Below are 18753 nucleotides of genomic sequence, written 5' to 3'. Positions count from 1 at the left end.
CTCAGTACCGTCGTGCCGAGTTGAAGGGACCGCCCTTATCGATCGGAACCACGGCAACGGGGACCCCGAAGGTGGAGGCGTGCACCACGTAGCCGTCGCCGACGTACATGCCGACGTGGTGGGCGTCCGGGTAGTAGATGATCAGATCGCCGGGCTTGAGGTCATCGCGGGCCACCGGGGTGCCCCCGCCCAGCTGCGCCTGGCTGGTGCGCGGCAGAGTCTTGCCGGCCTGCTTGTAGGCCCACACCATCAGACCCGAGCAGTCGAACTGGTCCGGTCCGGTCGCCCCCCAGACATAGGGGTCGCCGATGCGGGTCAGCGCGGCCTGCACCGCCACGAGCGCCGGTGCGGTGCCCTTGGGGACGGATTTAGGGTCGAAGTTGTACTTCGGGCCGCGCAGCGCCGCCAGTTCCTGGCCGGTCATCGACTTGTAGATGGCGCGGATGGAGACCGCTTCCAACTGCAGCTTGGACTGCTTGTTCTGCAGCTCAGCGCGCTTGCGTTCGGCATCTTTGACCGCGCTGGCGGCCGTGGCCGCGCTCTTCTCGGCCGCGTTCTTGGCTTTGGTGGCCTCGGTGGCACTGGTGCGGATGGTGCGCAGATCGGCGGCGGCCTGACGCGACACCATCTCCAGATCGGTCATGTTGTCCAGCAGATTCTGCGGAGAGTCGCTGACCAACATCGCGTAGAGCCGGTTCACCTTGGCTCCGCGAGCGCTCGCCCGGGCCAGCGCGTCGACCTTGGTCTGTGACGCAGCCATCTGCTTATCGGCTTTGGCCAGCCGCGCCTGAGCGGCGCCGGCCAGTTTCTTCTGTTGGGCGACGGTCTTGCGCTGCGTATCGTATTCGACCTGCGCCTGGTTCATCGCCTCGGCCGACTTCTCGGCCTGGATCGATAACTGCTTATAGCGCGCCAGCACCTGCTGGGCGTTGCGCGGTTCGCCCTGGGCCACCGGCGGCTGGGCGACTGCCACCGTGGCAGCCACCGTCAGGGCGGCCGAGATCGAGACGATCCGCCGCATCCGCAACCGAAGAGAGTCTGAGGTTCGCATCGTGAAGAAACCAGTTCCTACCGAACCGTCAGGCGAGTCGCGCGATCATCGCGCGACTCGCCTGACGAGAAGTTGATCAATCCGCTCAGTAGCGGCGGATTCCGGTCAGCGACCAGGCCTTGACCTTATCGCGCTTGACCGGCACACCGTAGGTCGAGGAGTGGACGAACATGCCGTTACCGGCATAGATGCCGGCGTGCCCGCCACCGTTGAAGATCAGGATGTCGCCGCGCTTGGCCTCGGCGAGCGAGTTGACCCGCTGGCCACCGCCGAGCTGGCCGTAGCTGTCGCGCGGGATGGTCTTGCCGGCCTGCTTGTAGGCCCAGCTCGTCAGACCGGAGCAGTCGAAGGCGTTGGGGCCGGCGGCACCGTAGGAGTACGGCGAGCCGATCTTGGACTCGGCAGCGCGCAGGGCACGCTCACCGCGGCTCGCCTGCGTCTTGAGCAGACCGCCGTCGTTATTGCCCTGCTTGAACTGCGGCGGAATCTGGTTCTCGTTCACGCCGGGCAGGTCAAAGTTGCCCACACCCGGGACCGAGATCGGCGCGGCGTCGGCCGGGCCGGCGGCCAGCGCAAGCGAGCCCACGGCGATCGAGCCGGCGACGACGGCGGTCTTGGCGGCCTTAGCGGCGCCGGTGGACTGTTCGATACGGTGTTTCGCCACGGAAACAGTTCTCCTTGTAGTTCTCCCTGACCGCCGACCGGGTTAGCTGTCGGGTTCGGGCCGGAAGAGATGGCCCTACGCGGTCTCCCGCGATTCACCCCGATCCCCGTGACACGGCCTCGTCGGCCGCGGCGCAGGGAAGTAAGTGGGTCCCCGATTCACTCCGCTGCGACAGTGGAGCGATTAGGCGGTGACCTCCCCGAAACCCCCAGGTTTGGGGACCTCATCTCGGAAGGTCTCAGAAAGATTACGAAACCCGTGGGGCCGATGTCCACCGAACCGACGACCCGGAGCGGCATTTCCGGTTTTCACACGGCTTTCAGTCGCCTCCCCGAGATCCCGGAGATATCCGACTGACCTGCATCGATCCCGGCTTTGGCGGCCCGTGCCGCGGCGGGGGAAATCAGTGCTGTGGCGGTGAACACATCGAGCGCCTCGAACATCTCCGGGTCGGACCCGCACTCGGCGCCATCGGGACCGAAGTCCCTGGTCGAGGGCGAGAACAGCACCTGCATCACGCATCCGTCGCAGGCCCGGTTGCGGGCCGGGCAGGTGGCGCAGCCAATTTTCATTGTGATCTACCTCTCAGTGTTGGATCGGGTTGTGTTTCAGGCTGTTTCCACGGCGTTCCGACACGCCGAGGCCGGAGCACAAGCCTCGACCTCGGATCGAGGTTAGGGAGGACCTCCGACATAAATGCGGGGCGCCGGGCCGGCGGCGCCGGGCTGCCCGGTTCTGTCGGGGGGTCGCGATAGCGTCCGGTCCATGGCCACCCGCACCGATTTGGACGCGCAGCAGCTGAGCTTCGCCGACCTGCCCGACGACGAGGCCTTCGCCACCGACGCACTCTTCGACACCACGTTGGTCGTCGTCGACCTGGAGACCACCGGTGGCAGTGCTCAGCAGGACGCGATCACCGAGATCGGTGCGGTCAAGATCCGCGGCGGCCAGGTCCTGGGCGAGTTCGCCACCCTCGTCGATCCGGGCCGGCCCATTCCCCCGCAGATCGTCTCCCTGACCGGGATCACCACGGCGATGGTGCACGACGCCCCGCGGATCGAAGAAGTACTGCCGGCGTTCTTCGAGTTCGCGCGCGGCGCGATCCTGGTGGCCCACAACGCCCGGTTCGATCTCGGCTTCCTGCGGCGCGCCGCCGAGCGGCAGCAGCTGGCCTGGCCGTTTCCCGCACACCTGTGCACCGTGGTGATGGCCCGCCGGATCCTGAGCCAGCAGGAGGCGCCGACGGTCAAGCTCAGCGCCCTGGCCGAGTTGTTCGACGTCGCCGTCAAACCGACCCACCGCGCCCTCGACGACGCCCGCGCGACCGTCGACGTCTTCCACCGTCTGCTCGAGCGTGTGGGCAACCAGGGGGTGCACACCTACCGCGAGCTGACCCAGTACCTTCCTCGCGCGAGCGCCGCGCAGCGGGCGAAACGCTCGCTGGCCGACGGGCTGCCGCACCGTCCGGGCGTCTACCTGTTCCGCGGCCCCGGCGACGAGGTCCTCTATATCGGCACCGCCGTCGATCTGCACCGCCGTGTCAGCGGCTACTTCAACGGCTCGGACACCCGGACCCGGATGGCCGAGATGGTGGCCCTGGCCGCACGGGTCGAACACATCGAATGCGCCCATGCCCTGGAGGCGGGTGTGCGCGAGCTGACGCTGCTGGCCGTCCACAAACCCGGATACAACCGGCGATCACGCAATGCGCAAGCCGGCTGGTGGATCGTGCTGACCACCGAGCGCTTCCCCCGCCTGAAGGTCAGCCGCACACCGGGGCCGGTCAGCGTGGGCCCGGTGCGCAATCGCGCCGTGGCCGCCGATATCGCCGACGTCCTGTCCGGTGCGGCCGGGTTGCGCACCTGCACGGGGCTGCCGGCCGGGGCGGATCATCACTACTGTCCGGGAGAGTCGACCGCCGCCGCACTGCCCGACCCGCTGGTCGCCGCCGTTCCCGGGGTCTGCCGCGCCGCCAGCGACCGGCCGCAGACCCTGCCGGACTATCTCCCCCGGGTACAGGCCGTCCACGACCTGATCCTGGGACGATCGGCCCGGCTGCTCGACGCACTGACGACGCGGCTGACCGCACTGGTGCAGGCGCGCCGGTTCGAGTCCGCCGCGCGCGCCCGCGACCGGCTGGCCGCCACCATCGAAGCGCTGGCGAATTGTCAGCGCCTGGCTGCGATCGCCGCCCTCGAGGAGCTGGTGCTGGCCCGGCCCGGCGTCGACGGCGGCTGGGAATTGGCCGTCATCCGGCACGGCCGGCTGGCCGGGGCCGGTGTGGCAGTGCGCGGCGCGGCCCCGATGGCGGTGGTCGACGTCGTCATCGCCGGCGCGCAGTCGATCCCGGCGCCGTCACCGGCCTCCGGTCCACTGGCCGGGGCGCCTGCCGAGGAGCTGGGGCTCATCGCCCGTTGGATCGATGAGCCCGGTACCCGGCTGGTCGCGTGCAGTGGCGAATTGTCGACGCCGACCGGCACCGCGCTGTGGCGGCTGGATTTCGCCGAGACCGCCCGCGCGGCCCGGGAGACCGCGGCCGCCACGGACGTTAGGCTCGGAGCATGATCACCGCCATCGTCCTCATCGGAGCCGATATCCACCAGATCCCGGAGACCGCCCAGGCCGTCGCCGATATCCCCGGTGTCACCGAGGTGTACTCCTGCGCCGGCGACGTCGACCTCATCGCCAAGGTCCGAGTGCGTGATCACGACCAGATCGCCACGGTGGTGACCGGCCAGATCAACCGGATCCCCGGGGTCAAGAGCAGCGCCACCCACATCGCCTTCCGCAGCTACTCCAGCTCCGAGGTCGAGGGCGGCTTCTCCATCGGCGAAGACTGATACCTCCGCTGCCCCGTTACTCCCCGCTCGCAGTGATTCAGCGCGCCAGCTGCGTACTCAAGGCCGCCCAGTCCGCCAGCTTGGCGGCCGCGGCACCCGAATCCAGCGTCTGGGCGACCCGTTTCAGTGCTGCGCCCAGCGCCTCGACGAACTCCGGCTGTGTGTAGGCGCGGTCCTGTTTGAAGGCCACCAGCGCCGCTGCGGCATTGAGAGCCACCGCATCGCGGACCGGACCACCGACACCGGCGAACAGATCACGAGCGATCTGCGCATTGACCGCGGCGTCGCCGCCCTGCAGCGCAGACAGCTCCACCAGCTCCAGCCCCAGATCGCGCGGATCCACGGTCAACGAGGTCACTCGGCCGTCGAAGACCTGCCACACCGTCGAGGTCGTCGTGGTGGTCAGCTCGTCCAGACCGTCGTCGCCGCGGACCACCAGCACGCGGTTGCCGCGTTCGGCGAAGGTCTGCGCCAGCGTCGCCGCCAGATCGTCGAAGGCACAACCGATCAGCCCCGCCGAGGGCAACGCCGGATTGGTCAGCGGGCCCAGGACGTTGAACACCGTCGGCACACCGATATCGCGCCGTGCCGGGCCGGCGAACCGGAAGGCCGGATGAAACACCGGCGCGAAGCAGAACCCGATGCCGATCTCGTCCAGACACCGGGCCACCGCCTCGGGGCCCAGGTCGATGGCCACCCCGAGCGCTTCGAGGACGTCGGCACCCCCGCTCTTGGACGACGCCGCGCGGTTGCCGTGTTTGATCACCGGCACACCGGCCGCTGCCACCACGATCGACGTCATCGTCGAGATGTTCACCGTGTGCGAGCGGTCTCCACCGGTGCCGACGATATCGATCGCCGTCACGTCGGTCTCCACCCGATTGGCCAGCGTGAGCATCGTCTCGGCCAGCCCGCGCAGCTCGGCCGGGGCGGCGCCTTTCATCTTGACTCCGACCCCGAAGGCCGCGATCTGGGCGCCGGTGGCCGCATCGGACATGATCTCGCTCATCGCCCAGGCGGCTTCCTCTACGGACAGGTCGAAGCCGTCGGTCACCTTCCCGATGATCTGGGGCCAGGTGAAGGAGGAGGACGTCGGAGTGTTCTGCGGCGAAGTCACTCCGCAAGCGTAGCGAGCACAGCCCACGTGCCGAAGCGCCCGCCTGCCCGCGTCGTCATCGAACTGACCACCGCGAGCTCTTGGGCCACACTCTGCGCGTCGATCCGCATGCTCCGGGCCACGGCGAGTCCGACCAGCCCGGCCGGGGCCGACGATTCCTCCGGCAGCGGCGGCGCATCCACATAGCCGTCACTGCCCAGTCGCGCGCGTACCTGTCCCACGCTATGCGGAGGCAGGAAGATCAGGTGCCGGAGCAGAAACTGCCCCTGCGCCGGCAGAGTGGCTCCACCCAGGACCGCCGACACCGCCGCCGTCTCGTCGGCACAGTCCACCAGCAGCCGACTGCACTCCAATTCGGCCGCGGCATCACGAACAGGGCCGCGCCGCTTGCGCCACACTCGCCTCACCATTCACTCCTTACACACCATGCTTTCCGACCTTCCCTACCCGCCCTCCAGTGTTCCGCAACTGTCTACCGAGCCCGAATGGAGCCAAAGCGGCCGGGCCGAGCGACACAGGATCGCCTTCGGTGGGCCAAGACACGCCGAACAGCCTTCTCAGCAAACGCTCAGACCTGCAGTGAAGCAACTATTTCCAATCAATTTCGGACCCGAGTGGCCACGTCGTACTACGAACCGTCATACTTCTCTTGTGACTAGCGCCGTGGGTACCCCAGGAACCGCCATCACCTCGCGTGTGCACTCGCTGAACCGTCCGAACATGGTCAGCGTCGGCACCATCGTGTGGTTGTCGAGCGAATTGATGTTCTTTGCTGGCCTGTTTGCGATGTACTTCGTCGCACGGGCCAACTCCGACGAGTGGCCTCAGCCGCCTGCTCACCTGAATCTGGCTCTGGCCATTCCGGTGACGCTCGTGCTGATCCTCAGTTCGGTGACCTGTCAGATCGGCGTCTTCGCCGCTGAGCGGGGTGACGTGTACGGCCTGCGCCGCTGGTACACCCTCACCCTGGCCATGGGCACCTTCTTCGTCGCCGGACAGATCACCGAGTACGTGATGATGGTCAACGAGGGCGTCACCCTGTCCTCCTCGGCCTACGGCTCGGCGTTCTTCATGGCAACCGGCTTCCACGGTCTGCACGTGATCGGCGGCCTCGTGGCCTTCGTTCTCCTGCTGATCCGAACCCGGCTGTCGAAGTTCACCCCCGCCCAGGCGACCGCCGCGATCGTGGTGTCCTACTACTGGCACTTCGTCGACGTCGTCTGGATCGCCCTGTTCGCCATCATCTACTTCCTGCAGTAGCAGCAGCGGCACCGCTGACCAGTCCCCAACGCTTAGTAGAGAGAAACCGATGAGATCATCTCCACCGAGTTCGTCGCAGCCGCTCGACGGCGACGACGCCTCCGCAGAGCGCGTCACAAGCGCTGGCCCGGCCAAGTCGGACGCCCGCCGCGCGAAGTCGCGCCGTAAGCTCCGTCGCCGTGCCGGCGCTACCGCCTTCCTGCTGTTCGGCCTCGTAGCCACCGGCCTGTTGGCCGGCCTGCTCTCGCCGAAGCCTCAGGTCGCCACCGCCGACGCCAACAGCGCCGAGCTGGTGGCCGCCGGCAAGCAGCTCTACGAGACCTCGTGCGTCACCTGCCACGGCCTCAACCTCGAAGGTGTGCCCGACCGCGGTCCGACCCTCCTGGGTGTCGGCGACGCGTCCGTGTACTTCCAGGTCTCCACCGGCCGCATGCCCGCCGCCCGCGGCGAGGCACAGGTCGAGCGGGCGACCGAGAAGTTCAGCCAGGCACAGATCGACCAGCTCGGCGCCTACATCCAGGCGATGGGCGGCGGTCCCCGGGTGATGTACGAGACCGACAAGAACGGCGAGATCGAGCGCGACGAAAAGACCGGCCTTCCGCTGCTGGCCTACGCCTCGCTGCGCGGCGACGACCTGGGCCGCGGCTCGGAGCTGTTCCGTCTCAACTGCGCGTCCTGCCACAACTTCACCGGTCGTGGCGGCGCTCTCTCCAGCGGTAAGTTCGCTCCCGCGTTGACCGATGTCAACGAGCAGCAGCTCTACACCGCTATGCTGACCGGTCCGCAGAACATGCCTAAGTTCTCGAACCGCCAGCTGTCTGTCGAAGAAAAGAAGGACATCATCGGCTTCGTCCGTTACGCCGACACCTCGAACCCGATCGGTGGCTTCAGCCTCGGCGGCTTCGGTCCCGCCTCCGAAGGCGTGGTCATGTGGGTCGTCGGGATAACCCTGATCGTTGCCGGTGCGATGTGGATTGGATCACGAAATTGAGCGCCACGAGTAAAGACGCCCCCACCGGCGACCAGCTCGACGCGATGTCCCGCGACGAATTGGTCCAGCTCGGCACCAATCTGGACGACGTCGAGATCATCTACCGCGAGCCGCGGTACCCGGTGGAAGGGACCAAGGCCGAAAAGCGCTCCGAGCGCGTCGTGGCCTTCTGGTTCGTTCTCTCCGGCCTGGCGGCCATCGCCGGATTCGCACTGTTCATCTGGAACAACTGGGAATTCACGATGCCCAACCAGGACGGCTACTGGGCGTACACGTACTACACGCCGGCCCTGGGTGTCTCCTTCGGCGTCGCCATTCTGAGCTTCGGCTTCGGCGTCATCCAGCTGACCAAGCGGTTCATTCCGGCCGAGATCTCGGTCCAGCAGCGCCATGACGGCCCGTCCGAGCCGGCCGACCAGAAGACCCTGGCCGCCGAACTGGACGACGCGCTCCAGACTTCTACCCTGCCCCGCCGCAAGATGATCCTCGGCTCGGCAGCATTCGGTCTGGGCTCGCTGACCCTCGCCGGCGGCGTCGCCGCTATCGGCGGGTTCATCAAGAACCCGTGGGCCGACAAGAAGGACGACCTCTGGCAGAGCGGCTGGTCGCAGATCCACAATCCGGCGACCGACCCGAACGAGACCGTCTTCCTGCGCCGGGACACCGGCAACCCGTACCAGGTCGCACTGGTCCGGCCGGAGGACCTCGACGCCGGTGCAATGGAGACCGTCTTCCCGTGGCGCGTCTCCGACGGCTACGGCGAGACCGAGGAGTCCCGCCACAAGCTTCTCTCGGGCCTGCGTTCGGTGCGCAACCCGGTCATGCTGATCCGTCTCCGCGCTGCGGATTCGGAGCGGGTGATCAAGCGCCGCGGCCAGGAGAGCTTCAACTACGGCGACTACTACGCCTACACCAAGGTCTGCAGCCACCTGGGTTGCCCGACCTCTCTGTACGAGCAGCGGACCAACCGGATCCTCTGCCCGTGCCACCAGTCGCAGTTCGATGCGCTCGAGTTCGCCAAGCCGGTCTTCGGACCCGCCGCGCGTGCTCTGGCTCAGCTGCCGATCACGGTGAACAATCAGGGGTACATGATCGCCAATACCGCTATCAACGGCGGCGATTTCATCGAACCCGTCGGACCGGCATTCTGGGAGCGTAAGTCATGACGATCGCCGACCGCGTCGCCACGCAGGCGCAGGAGATGGACGAGCGGTACCGCCTGTCCGCTGGCGTACGCCGCCAGATCAACAAGGTCTTCCCGACCCACTGGTCGTTCCTCCTCGGTGAGCTCGCCCTCTACAGCTTCATCATCCTGTTGCTGTCGGGCGTGTACCTCACCATGTTCTTCGATCCGTCGATGGCACATGTGACCTACGACGGTGCGTACCTGCCCCTCAACGGCGTCACCATGAGCCGGGCATACGAAACCACCCTGGATCTGTCCTTCGAGGTTCGCGGCGGTCTGTTCGTCCGCCAGATCCACCACTGGGCCGCACTGCTATTCGCTGCGTCGATCATCGTGCATATGGCGCGCATCTTCTTCACCGGTGCGTTCCGCAAGCCGCGCGAGGCCAACTGGGTCATCGGCTGCTTCCTGCTGCTGCTGGCGATGTTCGAGGGCTTCTTCGGCTACTCGCTGCCTGACGACCTGCTGTCGGGCACCGGCGTCCGCGCCGCGATGAGCGGTATCGTCCTGTCGATCCCGCTGGTGGGCACCTGGATCCAGTTCGCCCTGTTCAACGGCGACTTCCCGGGTGACATCATCATCCCGCGCCTGTACGTCCTGCACGTGCTGATCTTCCCGGCCATCATCCTGGCGCTGATCGGCGCTCACCTGGCGCTGGTCTGGTACCAGAAGCACACCCAGTTCCCCGGCCCCGGCCGCACCGAGAACAACGTCGTCGGTGTCCGGATCCTTCCGGTGTTCGCAGCCAAGGGCGGTGCGTTCTTCGCCATCACCTTCGGTGCACTGGCACTGATGTCGGGTGTCTTCCAGATCAACGCGGTCTGGAACATCGGCCCGTACAACGCCGCACAGGTCTCGGCCGGCTCGCAGCCGGACATCTACATGATGTGGACCGATGGTTTTGCTCGCCTCATGCCGGCGTGGGAGCTCTACCTGGGCAACTACACGATCCCAGCCGTGTTCTGGGTCGTCGCGGTGATCGGCCTGATCTTCGCGCTGCTGTTCGCCTACCCGTGGATCGAGTCCGCGCTCACCGGCGATAAGGCTCCGCACAACCTGCTGCAGCGTCCTCGCGACGTTCCTGTTCGCACGGGTGTGGGTGCCATGGCCCTGGTGTTCTACATCATCCTGACGGTGAGCTGCTTCAACGACATCATCGCGCTGAAGTTTGATATCTCGCTCAACGCGACGGTCTGGGCAGGTCGTATCGGCCTGATCATTCTGCCGCCGATCGTGTACTTCATCGCCTACCGCTGGGCAATCTCGCTGCAGCGCAGCGACCGCGCGGTCCTCGAGCACGGCATCGAGTCCGGCATCATCCGCCGCGAGGCCGTCGGCGAGTACGTCGAGATCCACCAGCCGCTGGGCCCGGTGGACGAGCACGGGCACCCGATCCCACTCCCCTACGAGGGTGCGGCACTGCCCAAGCGGATGAACAAGCTCGGCTTCGCCGGTCAGACCGGCTCCGGTTCGCCGCTGCTCGCCGACTCCGCCGAGGAGCAGGCCACCAATGTGCAGGTCGCCCACGACCAGCACATCGCCGAGAAGAAGGCACTCCTGGAGCTGCAGGCCAAGGGCGGCAACCCGCTCGACGGCGAGTAGTTCGCAGAAGTACGACCACGAAGGCCGTCCCGCATTGTGTGGGGCGGCCTTCGTCGTTCTCTCTCCTTGTTCGATTCTGTGCCGGACAAGACTTTGCGCCGGGTGACCGGCGGTCGGTGACCATCGATCTCTCGCCCGGCCGGTTATCCGCGGGGCTGTCCGCGGCCCCGGCGGCGGCACTCCCCTCCCCCACTGCAGGCTCCTCCGAGCCTGCGGACCGCGCGCTGGCCACAGGACTCGCCCATTCCCACGCGAGACGCGTTGGGGAGCCAGCCAGGCGGCACGACCGTGCCTCGGGGCGCCCGACACTGCCGTGGGCTCCATGGTGTTCACAGATTCCACAGACCTGCCTGCCGCTGGCCACGGGGGCTTCGCTGCCCGTGCGCTTCCTGAGCAGCGCAGTGCGACCTGTGTTCCCCGGCGAAGAAGATCGTGCTCAAGGACAGCTCGCGGTCGCTGTCGCCGCTCATGGTGATCACCACGGCACACTCGCGCGTCGTGGTCGGGCGGATGATCCCGACCTGCCATACCGCCGATTTGCCGCTGGGCATGGGGGTGCTGCTGCAGGTGCTCGGCGCGGTGCCGCGCCGGCTGATAAGGACAACGAGTCCGGTATCGGCCGTGGGAGGCCATGCCGAAGGTGTGGGTGCGTTCCCCGGCACGCTGGCCACCACCCTGCTCGGGCTCGAACCTTACGACCCCGAGTCCAATGGCGTGGTCGAGCGCCGCAACGGGTTCTTCGAAACCTCGTTCATGCCCGGGCGTGACTTCTCCTCGCCGACTGACTTCAACGCCCGGTTCACCGAATGGCTGACGACCGCCAACGCTCGGGTGGTGGGACGATCAAGTCCCAACCGATCGACCTGATCGATGTCAACAAGGCGGCGATGCTGACGCTGCCGTCCGTGGCACCGGCAGTGGGTTGGGTCAACCGGGTCCGGTTGGGACGGGACTACTGCGTGCGCGTCGACAGCAATGTCTACTCCGTGGACGCGGCGGTGATCGGTCGTTTCGTCGCCGTCACCGCCGACTTGGGGCGGGTCGAGGTTCGTCACGAAGGGCGTCTTGTCGACGCCCACGACCGGGTGTGGGCACGCGGCATGACGATCGCCAGCCCGGCGCATGTCACTGCAGCCAAGGTGCTGCGTGAGGAGTGAAGACGTCGGTGTGCTGGACGACGCGGTCTATCCTCACGGCGGCGACGGCCTGGTCACCGAAGATGCCGCCCCAGCCGCTGAACGGCAGGTTGGAGGTGAGGACCAGTGAGGCGTGCTCGTAGCGCGATGAGACGAGTTGGAACAAGAGGTTCGCGGCGTCCTGCTCGAAGGGCAGGTCGCCGACCTCGTCGACGATGATCAGCCCGTAGCGGCGCAGTCGGGTGTGTTCTTGCGGTAGCGGTCCGTCGCAGTGGGCGTCGGTGAGCCGGGTGATCCATTCGGTCGCGGTGGCGAACGGGAGTCGGTGGCCGTGGTTGGCCGCGGTGATCCCCAGCTCGGTGGCCAGATGCGTCGTCCCGGTGCCGGGCGGTCCGGGCAGCACCACGTTGCGTGCTTCGGCGAGGCCCCCTGATGCGAGAGCTGCGGTCTGCTTACGGACCGCGGGTTGGGCGTCCCAGTCGAACTGCTCGATCGTTTTCCTTGCCGGGCATCCGGCGGCCCGGATGCGTAGTTGGGTACCTGCCCAACGTTCGAGCGCCGCCGACACTCGAAGATCCAGAGGCCGGCCGCCGGAAGCCACCGCCCACCTCCGCCGAGGACTCGGCAGGACACATTCCGTCCACAGCCTGCGTGTTCGCCCCGCCTTGCTATTCGATCGCCGTGGTCCGCAGCTGAACGTCCATCGGGTATCCGTCGCCGGCCGCTCCAGGAATCGGCCCGATTCGGCCGGGTTCGACGAGGCAGGGTGGGAGCAAAGAGGCTGAGTGAGACCGGCGTGTACGACGAGTGCAGCCCATCCGGCCAGCTGTCCCACTCATCCCAGGACCGCGCCGCGTCGCTAGACCCCACATCGCAGCACCGCCGGTGCTCGACGGCCCCACCCAGCGTCCGGTTTAGCCTCAGACCACCAAAACAGACCAGCCGCACCCGGATACCGGGGGCGGCTGGTCTGTGAGCGGTAAGAGCAGGTCAGTGCTTCTCCGGACCCACGTAGTACTCCATCACCAGTCCGGAGACCGCGGCGATGATTGCGAACACGGCACCGATCGCGAACCAGAAGTTACTGGTGGCGAAGCCGATCGCGAACAGAGCGGCGGCCGCGGCGATCATGATCGGCCAGTAGCTGTGCGGGCTGAAGAAGCCCAGCTCGCCGGCACCGTCCTCGATCTCGGCGTCGTCGTAGTCCTCGGGACGGATCTCGACGCGTCGGGACACGAACCGGAAGTACGACCCCGCCAGCAGCGCGAGCACCGCCGAGAAGTACAGGCAGGCGATGCCGGCCCACTCCGGACCGGTCCGGTAGTACGTGGTCGCAACCGCGTACACCGTGCCGACCACGATGAAGAAGACGGCGATGGCCTCAAAAATGCGTGCTTCGATCTTCATGTCAGATTCACTCCGGCAGCTTCGCGGGCGTGCAGCCCTTGATTGAGGTGTTCTTGGCGTCGCCCAGCGAGGCCGGGACATCGGTGGTCGAGACGCGACGCGAGTTGAACGGTGCGGTCACGACCGACTGCGGCTCCTGGCACACCGCGGCGAGTGCCTCGGCGTTGGTGGCCTCCGGGTTGGCCTTGCGCCATGCGATGTAGCTGTTGAAGACCTCCGGCTCCACCGCGCGAACCTCGAAGTTCATCATCGCGTGGTAGGTACCGCACATCTCGGCGCAGCGACCGACATAGGCGCCGGGCTCACTGATCTCGGTGATCTGGAAGATCGGATCCTGGTGGTTCTGCTTCGGGAACGGGAAGACGTCCTTCTTGTACAGAAACTCCGGAACCCAGAACGAGTGTGCGACGTCGGCCGAGGCGAGGTTGAACTCGACGCGGGTGCCGGTCGGCAGCAGCAGGATCGGGATCTCGCTGGAGGTACCGATCACCTCGACCTCGTCAAAGGTCAGGTAGTCACGGATGTCCTGGTCACGACCGCCGGCCGGACCGGGCAGCGGCGTGGGATCACCCTCGTGCATGTAGGTGGTCACCTGGTTCTGCAGCTCGAACGGGCTGGCCTTGGTCGAGTCCTTCTGCGCGATGAGAGTCTCACCGCTCTTGGTCTCGACCTTGTTGTAGCCGAACTTCCAGTTCCACTGGAAGGCAGTCACGTCGACGATGACCGCCGGGTTCTCCTTCTTCTCCACGGTGGTCTGAACCATCACGGTGAAGTAGAAGAGCACTGCGATCAAGACGAACGGAACGGCGGTATAGGCCAGTTCCAGCGGCACGTTGTAGCCGGTCTGCCGCGGGAACTCCTCCTGCGGATCCACACCGTCCATACCGGCCTTGTTGTTCTTCCGGCGATGGAAGGTGATCGTCCAGAAGATCAGACCCCACACCAACGTGCCCATGGCCAGCGCGGCGATACACGCCCACTGCCACAGGTGGAGCATGGACTGGCTTTCCGGAGTGATACCGGCAGGCCAGCCGAAGCGCACGGCCTCTTCCGGGCTGCACCCGGTCACCAACAACGCGGTCAGGGCGAGGACGCCCAGCGCCGATCCTCGCTTCACCGTGCGCGACGCACTACGGCTGCGCCGGGCCGACGAATGTCCACCGTGAGTCAATTTCACGCCTTCCTGCTGACAGGGAGCTGTTTCGCACGAGTAGTGCCCTCAGGCGGCTGTACCCGCTGATGACATTGTCGCACCTAGTACTACGCAGCGTAGACCAACCGCGGGATCCGGTCGCGTCGGGGTCTGTCCGACACGCCGCCACCGGTTCGCGAACTGGGAAAAGGCGCCGCGACCCGGCGTGGTTCCCGACACCGGGTTCGCCGCGACTGCCGGCTCTGCGGCATAGTGGACGGGCGGTCCTGCCCGAGGTGGGCGGCCGGAATACTTGCGATCTTCCAACCGAAGGGGACGACGACGTGTGCGGTCTACTCGGAATGCTCACCGGCGACGCCTCGGCCGCCACCCTGGTCGAACTCGCCGGGCAGGCCTCGCACTGCATGCGCCATCGCGGACCCGACGATGCGCTGACGTGGAACGACGACGATCTGGTCCTCGGCTTCAACCGCCTGTCGATCATCGACATCGACCACTCCCCGCAGCCGCTGCTGTGGGGTCCCCCGGATCAGCCCGACCGCTATGTGCTGGCGTTCAACGGGGAGATCTACAACTACATCGAACTGCGCGAACAGTTGCAGCGCGAGTTCGGCGCGGTCTTCCAGACGGGCGGCGACGGGGAACCGATCGTGGTCGGTTTCCACCACTGGGGTCCGCAGGTGGTGACCCGCTTGCGCGGCATGTTCGCCTTCGCCGTCTGGGACACCGTCGAGAAGACTCTGTTCCTGGCCCGTGATCCGTTCGGCATCAAGCCGCTCTACCTGGCGACCGGCCCCGGCGGCACCGGCTTCGGCAGCGAGAAGAAGAGCGTGCTGGAGATGCTGGGCACCCTGCAGCTCAGCGATGGCCTCGATCCGCGCGCCATCGAGCATTACACCGTGCTGCAGTACGTGCCCGAGCCCGAATCGCTGCACGCCGACATCCGCCGCCTCGAATCGGGCACCTACGCCACCGTGCGGCCCGGCCAGGCACCGGAGGTCACCCGCTACTTCAATCCGCGGTTCACCGTCCGGCCCTTCGCCCGCGGCAGCGAACAGGCCCGGTACGACGAGATCGCGCAGGCGCTGCGCGATTCTGTGGCCAAACACATGCGCGCCGATGTGACCGTCGGTTCGTTCCTGTCCGGCGGCATCGATTCGACGGCGATCGCGGCGCTGGCGATCCAGCACAACCCTGATCTGATCACCTTCACCACCGGCTTCGAACGCGACGGCTACTCCGAAGTCGACGTGGCCGCCGAATCGGCCGAGGCGATCGGTGCCCGGCACATCGTCAAGGTGGTCAGCCCGCAGGAGTACATCGAGGCCATCCCGAAGATCATCTGGTACCTCGACGATCCGGTCGCCGATCCGGCGCTGGTGCCGCTGTACTTCGTGGCCGCCGAAGCGCGCAAGCACGTCAAGGTGGTCCTCTCCGGGGAGGGCGCCGACGAACTGTTCGGCGGATACACCATCTACAAGGAGCCGCTGAGCCTCAAGGGCTTCGATCGGCTGAGCCCCGGCCTGCGCCGGGCGGCGGGCCGGCTCAGCGACAGGATCCCCGAAGGCACGCGTGGCAAGAGTCTGCTGCACCGCGGCTCGCTCACGCTGGAAGAGCGCTACTACGGCAATGCCCGCAGCTTCGACGACGACCGTCTGCGCCGGGTCCTGCGCAACTACAACCCCGCGTGGACCCACACCGACGTGACCGCCCCGATCTATGCGCAAAGCCGCGAGATGGATCCGGTCGCCCGGATGCAGCACCTGGACCTGTTCACCTGGCTGCGCGGCGACATCCTGGTCAAGGCCGACAAGATCACCATGGCCAACTCGCTGGAACTTCGGGTGCCGTTCCTGGACAAGGAGGTCTTCGCCGTCGCCGAGGGCCTGCCGTTCGATCAGAAGATCAGTCACGGAACCACCAAGTACGCGCTGCGTAAAGCCCTGGATCAGATCGTGCCCCCGCACGTGCTGCACCGCAAGAAGCTCGGCTTCCCCGTCCCGCTGCGGCACTGGCTGGCCGGTCCGGAGATGTACGACTGGGCGCGCGAGACGATCGTGGCCTCCGACACCGATCACATCTTCGACAAACAGTTCGTACTGCAGATGCTCGACGAGCATCGGGCCGGCACCGTCGACAACAGTCGCCGCATCTGGACGGTGCTGTGCTTCATGATCTGGTACGGGATCTTCGTTGACGGTTCCATCGATCCGCAGATCGAACAGCGCGACTACCCCGTCCGCCTCTGATCCGGCGGCCTCTGATCCGGCGGCCGCTGATCCGGCGTCGGCGATCCGCATCGGTCCTCGACGACGCCGTCCCGGCCGCCGACCGAGTCGGTGACCGGGACGGGCCAGAGGCAGGTGAGCGGTTACAGGACCGCGTGGATGTCGGCGGCGGCGGCCGGACCGTAGACGGCCCGGATCCGCTCCAGAGCGGTCTCCTCGTCCCAGGTCCACCCCTGCGTCGACTCGCACTCGAGAACCAGCGTGGCCACCATGGCGCCGAGCTGCGCGGCGCGTTCGTACCGCAGACCGCGCGCCAGACCCGTCAAGAAACCGGCGCGGAAACCGTCGCCGACACCGGTCGGGTCGATCTGGTTCTCGACCGGGACCACCGGCACCTCGATGGTCTCGCCGCCGGAGACGGCGACCTCGATGCCCCCGGCACCCTTGGTGGTGATGCGCACCTCCACCATTTCGGCGACGTCGGCCGCGTTCAGGCCGGTCTTCTGCCGCAACAGGCCCCACTCGTATTCGTTGGTGAACAGGTACTTCGCACCCTCGATCAGGCCGCGGGCGGTCTCCCCGTCCAGGCGGGCGAGCTGCTGGGAGGGATCGGCGGCGAAGGCGATGCCGTAATCGCGGCACAGTTGCGTGTGCCGGACCATCGCGTCCGGATCGTCCGGGGCCACCAGCACCAGATCGGGGCGGCCGGTCTCGTCGAAGACCTCGGTGACGTCGATGTCGCGGGCCTCCGACATGGCGCCCGGGTAGAAGAAGGCCAGCTGCGCCATCGTCTCGTCGGTGGTGCAGGTGAAACGGGCGGTGTGCTGGGTGCGTGAGATCCGCACACCGCGGCAGTCCACACCGTTGGCATTGAGCCATTCGCGGTAGTCGGCGAAGTCCTCGCCGGCCGCGCCGATCAGCAGCGGGTTGCCGCCCAGAGTCCCGATGGCGAAGGCGATATTTCCGCCGACACCGCCCCGACGCACCAGCAGATCCTCGGTGAGGAAGCTCAGCGAGATGTGTTCGAGTTGGTCACTGAGGAGCTGCTCGGAGAACTTTCCCGGAAACTTCATCAGGTGATCGGTGGCCAGCGATCCGCAAACGGCTATGAACATTGATCAAACGATAATGGTCCGGTCCGTCCGGGGACAATCGCCCCCGCCGATCACGCCCCGACGAGTTCCGGCCGCCTCCCCGCGAACGGGAAGACGGCCGGAGTTCAGCACGCAGAGAGTGCCTAGTTGAACGAGTCACCGCATGCGCAGCTACCGCTGGCGTTCGGGTTGTCGATGGTGAAGCCCTGCTTCTCGATGGAGTCGACGAAGTCGATGACGGCGCCCTTCATGTACGGGGCACTCATCCGGTCGACAGTCAGCTTCACGCCGGAGAAGTCGTCGACGATGTCGCCGTCGAGGCTGCGGTCGTCGAAGTAGAGCTGGTAGCGCAGTCCGGCGCAACCGCCGGGCTGGACCTCGATGCGCAGGGACATGTCGTTGCGTCCCTCCTGATCGAGGAGAGCCTTGGCCTTGGAGGCTGCCGAATCGGTGAGGACCACACCAGACTGGGCGGTCTCGTTCTGGACGGTCATGGGTGCTCCCTCATGTTCTACGGTCCGGAATCGGTGGAGTTCCGGATGTTCTTTGGGGCAGAAGGACGGTCGACGACCCTCTGCTCGGATTCAACGGTACTCCGGTTCGGCGTATTCCCCCAGTGCCCCCGTCCGCTGACGGCTAATCATCGTGTTCGACGACCGGTTCCGCCGGCTCTGCGACCCATGGCGCGGGCGTCCATCGCTCGGCTTGTTCGGCGGCCAGTTCGGTCAGCAGCGGTCCGGCGTTGTCCATCGCGTCCTCGAGTGAGCCGGCGCGGTCCAGTAGCGCATGGACCTGCCCGAACGCGGCGGCCTCGGCGGCCGACAGCGCGGACTGGCCGGCGAGGACCAGCAGCGGAACCCCGGCCGCGGCCGCCTCCCCCGCGATCACCGAGACGAGTTTGCCGTGCGGGGTCTGGTCGTCGATCGAACCCTCCCCGGTGATCACCAGGGAGGCGGCATCGATCACGGCGCGCCGGCCCGTCACCTGCGCCACGAGCTCGGCCCCGCGCACCCGCCGGGCCCCG

20 protein-coding genes and 1 riboswitch are annotated in these 18753 nt (G+C 66.8%); of the genes, 9 read left to right on the top strand and 11 right to left on the bottom strand.

Annotated features, from left to right (window positions below):
• Position 1 precedes the first annotated feature (1 nt).
• From GOHSU_RS00095 to GOHSU_RS00085, 3 genes are all read right to left on the bottom strand, one after another.
• Positions 2–1021: a C40 family peptidase gene (locus GOHSU_RS00095; RefSeq protein WP_005935002.1), complete on the bottom strand. Its 1020-nt coding sequence runs from the start codon at positions 1019–1021 to the stop codon at positions 2–4.
• A gap of 115 nt (positions 1022–1136) precedes the next feature.
• A complete protein-coding gene (locus tag GOHSU_RS00090; protein WP_005935000.1) occupies positions 1137–1715 on the bottom strand; it encodes a C40 family peptidase in 579 nt (192 codons plus the stop codon).
• A 17-nt stretch (positions 1716–1732) separates the two neighbouring features.
• Positions 1733–1915, bottom strand: a riboswitch (cyclic di-AMP (ydaO/yuaA leader).
• A gap of 108 nt (positions 1916–2023) precedes the next feature.
• Positions 2024–2230, bottom strand: a complete 207-nt coding sequence (locus tag GOHSU_RS00085; RefSeq protein ID WP_245551655.1) for a hypothetical protein — start codon at positions 2228–2230, stop codon at positions 2024–2026.
• Positions 2231–2480: 250 nt separating this feature from the next.
• Here GOHSU_RS00085 and GOHSU_RS00080 point away from each other — a divergent pair, with 250 nt between their 5' ends.
• Positions 2481–4280: a DEDD exonuclease domain-containing protein gene (locus GOHSU_RS00080; RefSeq protein ID WP_005934996.1), complete on the top strand. Its 1800-nt coding sequence runs from the start codon at positions 2481–2483 to the stop codon at positions 4278–4280.
• Positions 4277–4555, top strand: coding sequence for an Lrp/AsnC family transcriptional regulator (locus GOHSU_RS00075; RefSeq protein WP_005934994.1), 279 nt, complete (start codon positions 4277–4279; stop codon positions 4553–4555). Before GOHSU_RS00080 ends, GOHSU_RS00075 begins: the two co-directional genes overlap by 4 nt.
• Positions 4556–4592: 37 nt before the next feature.
• Here the strand turns inward: GOHSU_RS00075 and trpD are convergent, their stop codons facing one another.
• Positions 4593–5672, bottom strand: a complete 1080-nt coding sequence (gene trpD / locus GOHSU_RS00070) for an anthranilate phosphoribosyltransferase (RefSeq protein ID WP_005934992.1) — start codon at positions 5670–5672, stop codon at positions 4593–4595.
• Positions 5669–6079: a hypothetical protein gene (locus GOHSU_RS16140; protein WP_155820837.1), complete on the bottom strand. Its 411-nt coding sequence runs from the start codon at positions 6077–6079 to the stop codon at positions 5669–5671. The genes trpD and GOHSU_RS16140 overlap by 4 nt, the downstream gene beginning before the upstream one ends.
• 244 nt (positions 6080–6323) lie before the next feature.
• Here GOHSU_RS16140 and ctaE point away from each other — a divergent pair, with 244 nt between their 5' ends.
• From ctaE to GOHSU_RS00040, 6 genes are all read left to right on the top strand, one after another.
• Positions 6324–6932 carry an aa3-type cytochrome oxidase subunit III gene (gene ctaE, locus GOHSU_RS00060; protein ID WP_024332477.1) on the top strand — a complete coding sequence of 203 codons (609 nt, stop codon included), beginning with the start codon at positions 6324–6326 and terminating at the stop codon, positions 6930–6932.
• A gap of 49 nt (positions 6933–6981) precedes the next feature.
• Positions 6982–7923, top strand: coding sequence for a cytochrome bc1 complex diheme cytochrome c subunit (qcrC, locus tag GOHSU_RS00055; RefSeq protein ID WP_005934986.1), 942 nt, complete (start codon positions 6982–6984; stop codon positions 7921–7923).
• Complete coding sequence (gene qcrA, locus GOHSU_RS00050) at positions 7920–9089, top strand: cytochrome bc1 complex Rieske iron-sulfur subunit (protein ID WP_005934984.1); 1170 nt, start codon at positions 7920–7922, stop codon at positions 9087–9089. Before qcrC ends, qcrA begins: the two co-directional genes overlap by 4 nt.
• Positions 9086–10711 (top strand): cytochrome bc1 complex cytochrome b subunit, encoded by a 1626-nt coding sequence (qcrB, locus tag GOHSU_RS00045; protein WP_005934982.1) that lies wholly within the window; start codon positions 9086–9088, stop codon positions 10709–10711. Before qcrA ends, qcrB begins: the two co-directional genes overlap by 4 nt.
• A 468-nt stretch (positions 10712–11179) precedes the next feature.
• A complete protein-coding gene (locus GOHSU_RS16135) occupies positions 11180–11578 on the top strand; it encodes a hypothetical protein (RefSeq protein ID WP_217997418.1) in 399 nt (132 codons plus the stop codon).
• Entirely contained in the window at positions 11518–11868 is a 351-nt protein-coding gene (locus GOHSU_RS00040; protein WP_005934977.1) for a Mu transposase domain-containing protein, read from the top strand. The genes GOHSU_RS16135 and GOHSU_RS00040 overlap by 61 nt, the downstream gene beginning before the upstream one ends.
• On the opposite strand, the gene GOHSU_RS00035 is transcribed toward GOHSU_RS00040, so the two are convergent.
• From GOHSU_RS00035 to ctaC, 3 genes are all read right to left on the bottom strand, one after another.
• Positions 11837–12415 (bottom strand): ATP-binding protein, encoded by a 579-nt coding sequence (locus GOHSU_RS00035; RefSeq protein WP_005934975.1) that lies wholly within the window; start codon positions 12413–12415, stop codon positions 11837–11839. The genes GOHSU_RS00040 and GOHSU_RS00035 overlap by 32 nt on opposite strands.
• A 422-nt stretch (positions 12416–12837) precedes the next feature.
• Positions 12838–13254 (bottom strand): cytochrome c oxidase subunit 4, encoded by a 417-nt coding sequence (locus tag GOHSU_RS00030; RefSeq protein WP_005934973.1) that lies wholly within the window; start codon positions 13252–13254, stop codon positions 12838–12840.
• Positions 13255–13261: 7 nt separating this feature from the next.
• Entirely contained in the window at positions 13262–14431 is a 1170-nt protein-coding gene (gene ctaC / locus GOHSU_RS00025) for an aa3-type cytochrome oxidase subunit II (protein WP_005934971.1), read from the bottom strand.
• Between the two features lie 299 nt (positions 14432–14730).
• Here ctaC and asnB point away from each other — a divergent pair, with 299 nt between their 5' ends.
• Complete coding sequence (asnB, locus tag GOHSU_RS00020) at positions 14731–16656, top strand: asparagine synthase (glutamine-hydrolyzing) (protein ID WP_005934969.1); 1926 nt, start codon at positions 14731–14733, stop codon at positions 16654–16656.
• A 122-nt stretch (positions 16657–16778) separates the two neighbouring features.
• Here the strand turns inward: asnB and GOHSU_RS00015 are convergent, their stop codons facing one another.
• The 3 genes from GOHSU_RS00015 to GOHSU_RS16130 form a co-directional block, all read right to left on the bottom strand.
• The gene (locus GOHSU_RS00015) at positions 16779–17750 is read right to left on the bottom strand and encodes a carbohydrate kinase family protein (protein WP_024332476.1); all 972 of its coding nucleotides are present in this window, start codon (positions 17748–17750) and stop codon (positions 16779–16781) included.
• Between the two features lie 122 nt (positions 17751–17872).
• The gene (locus GOHSU_RS00010; RefSeq protein WP_005934965.1) at positions 17873–18223 is read right to left on the bottom strand and encodes a HesB/IscA family protein; all 351 of its coding nucleotides are present in this window, start codon (positions 18221–18223) and stop codon (positions 17873–17875) included.
• 142 nt (positions 18224–18365) lie between these two features.
• Positions 18366–18753, bottom strand: a 388-nt coding sequence (locus GOHSU_RS16130; protein WP_005934963.1) for a glycerate kinase, incomplete at its 5' end; no start/stop codon positions are given.

The sequence above is a fragment of the Gordonia hirsuta DSM 44140 = NBRC 16056 genome (assembly GCF_000333015.1).
Taxonomy (GTDB): domain Bacteria; phylum Actinomycetota; class Actinomycetes; order Mycobacteriales; family Mycobacteriaceae; genus Gordonia; species Gordonia hirsuta.
The sequence above is the reverse complement of the archived record's forward strand: the minus strand, read 5'-3'. Positions and strand labels throughout refer to the sequence as shown.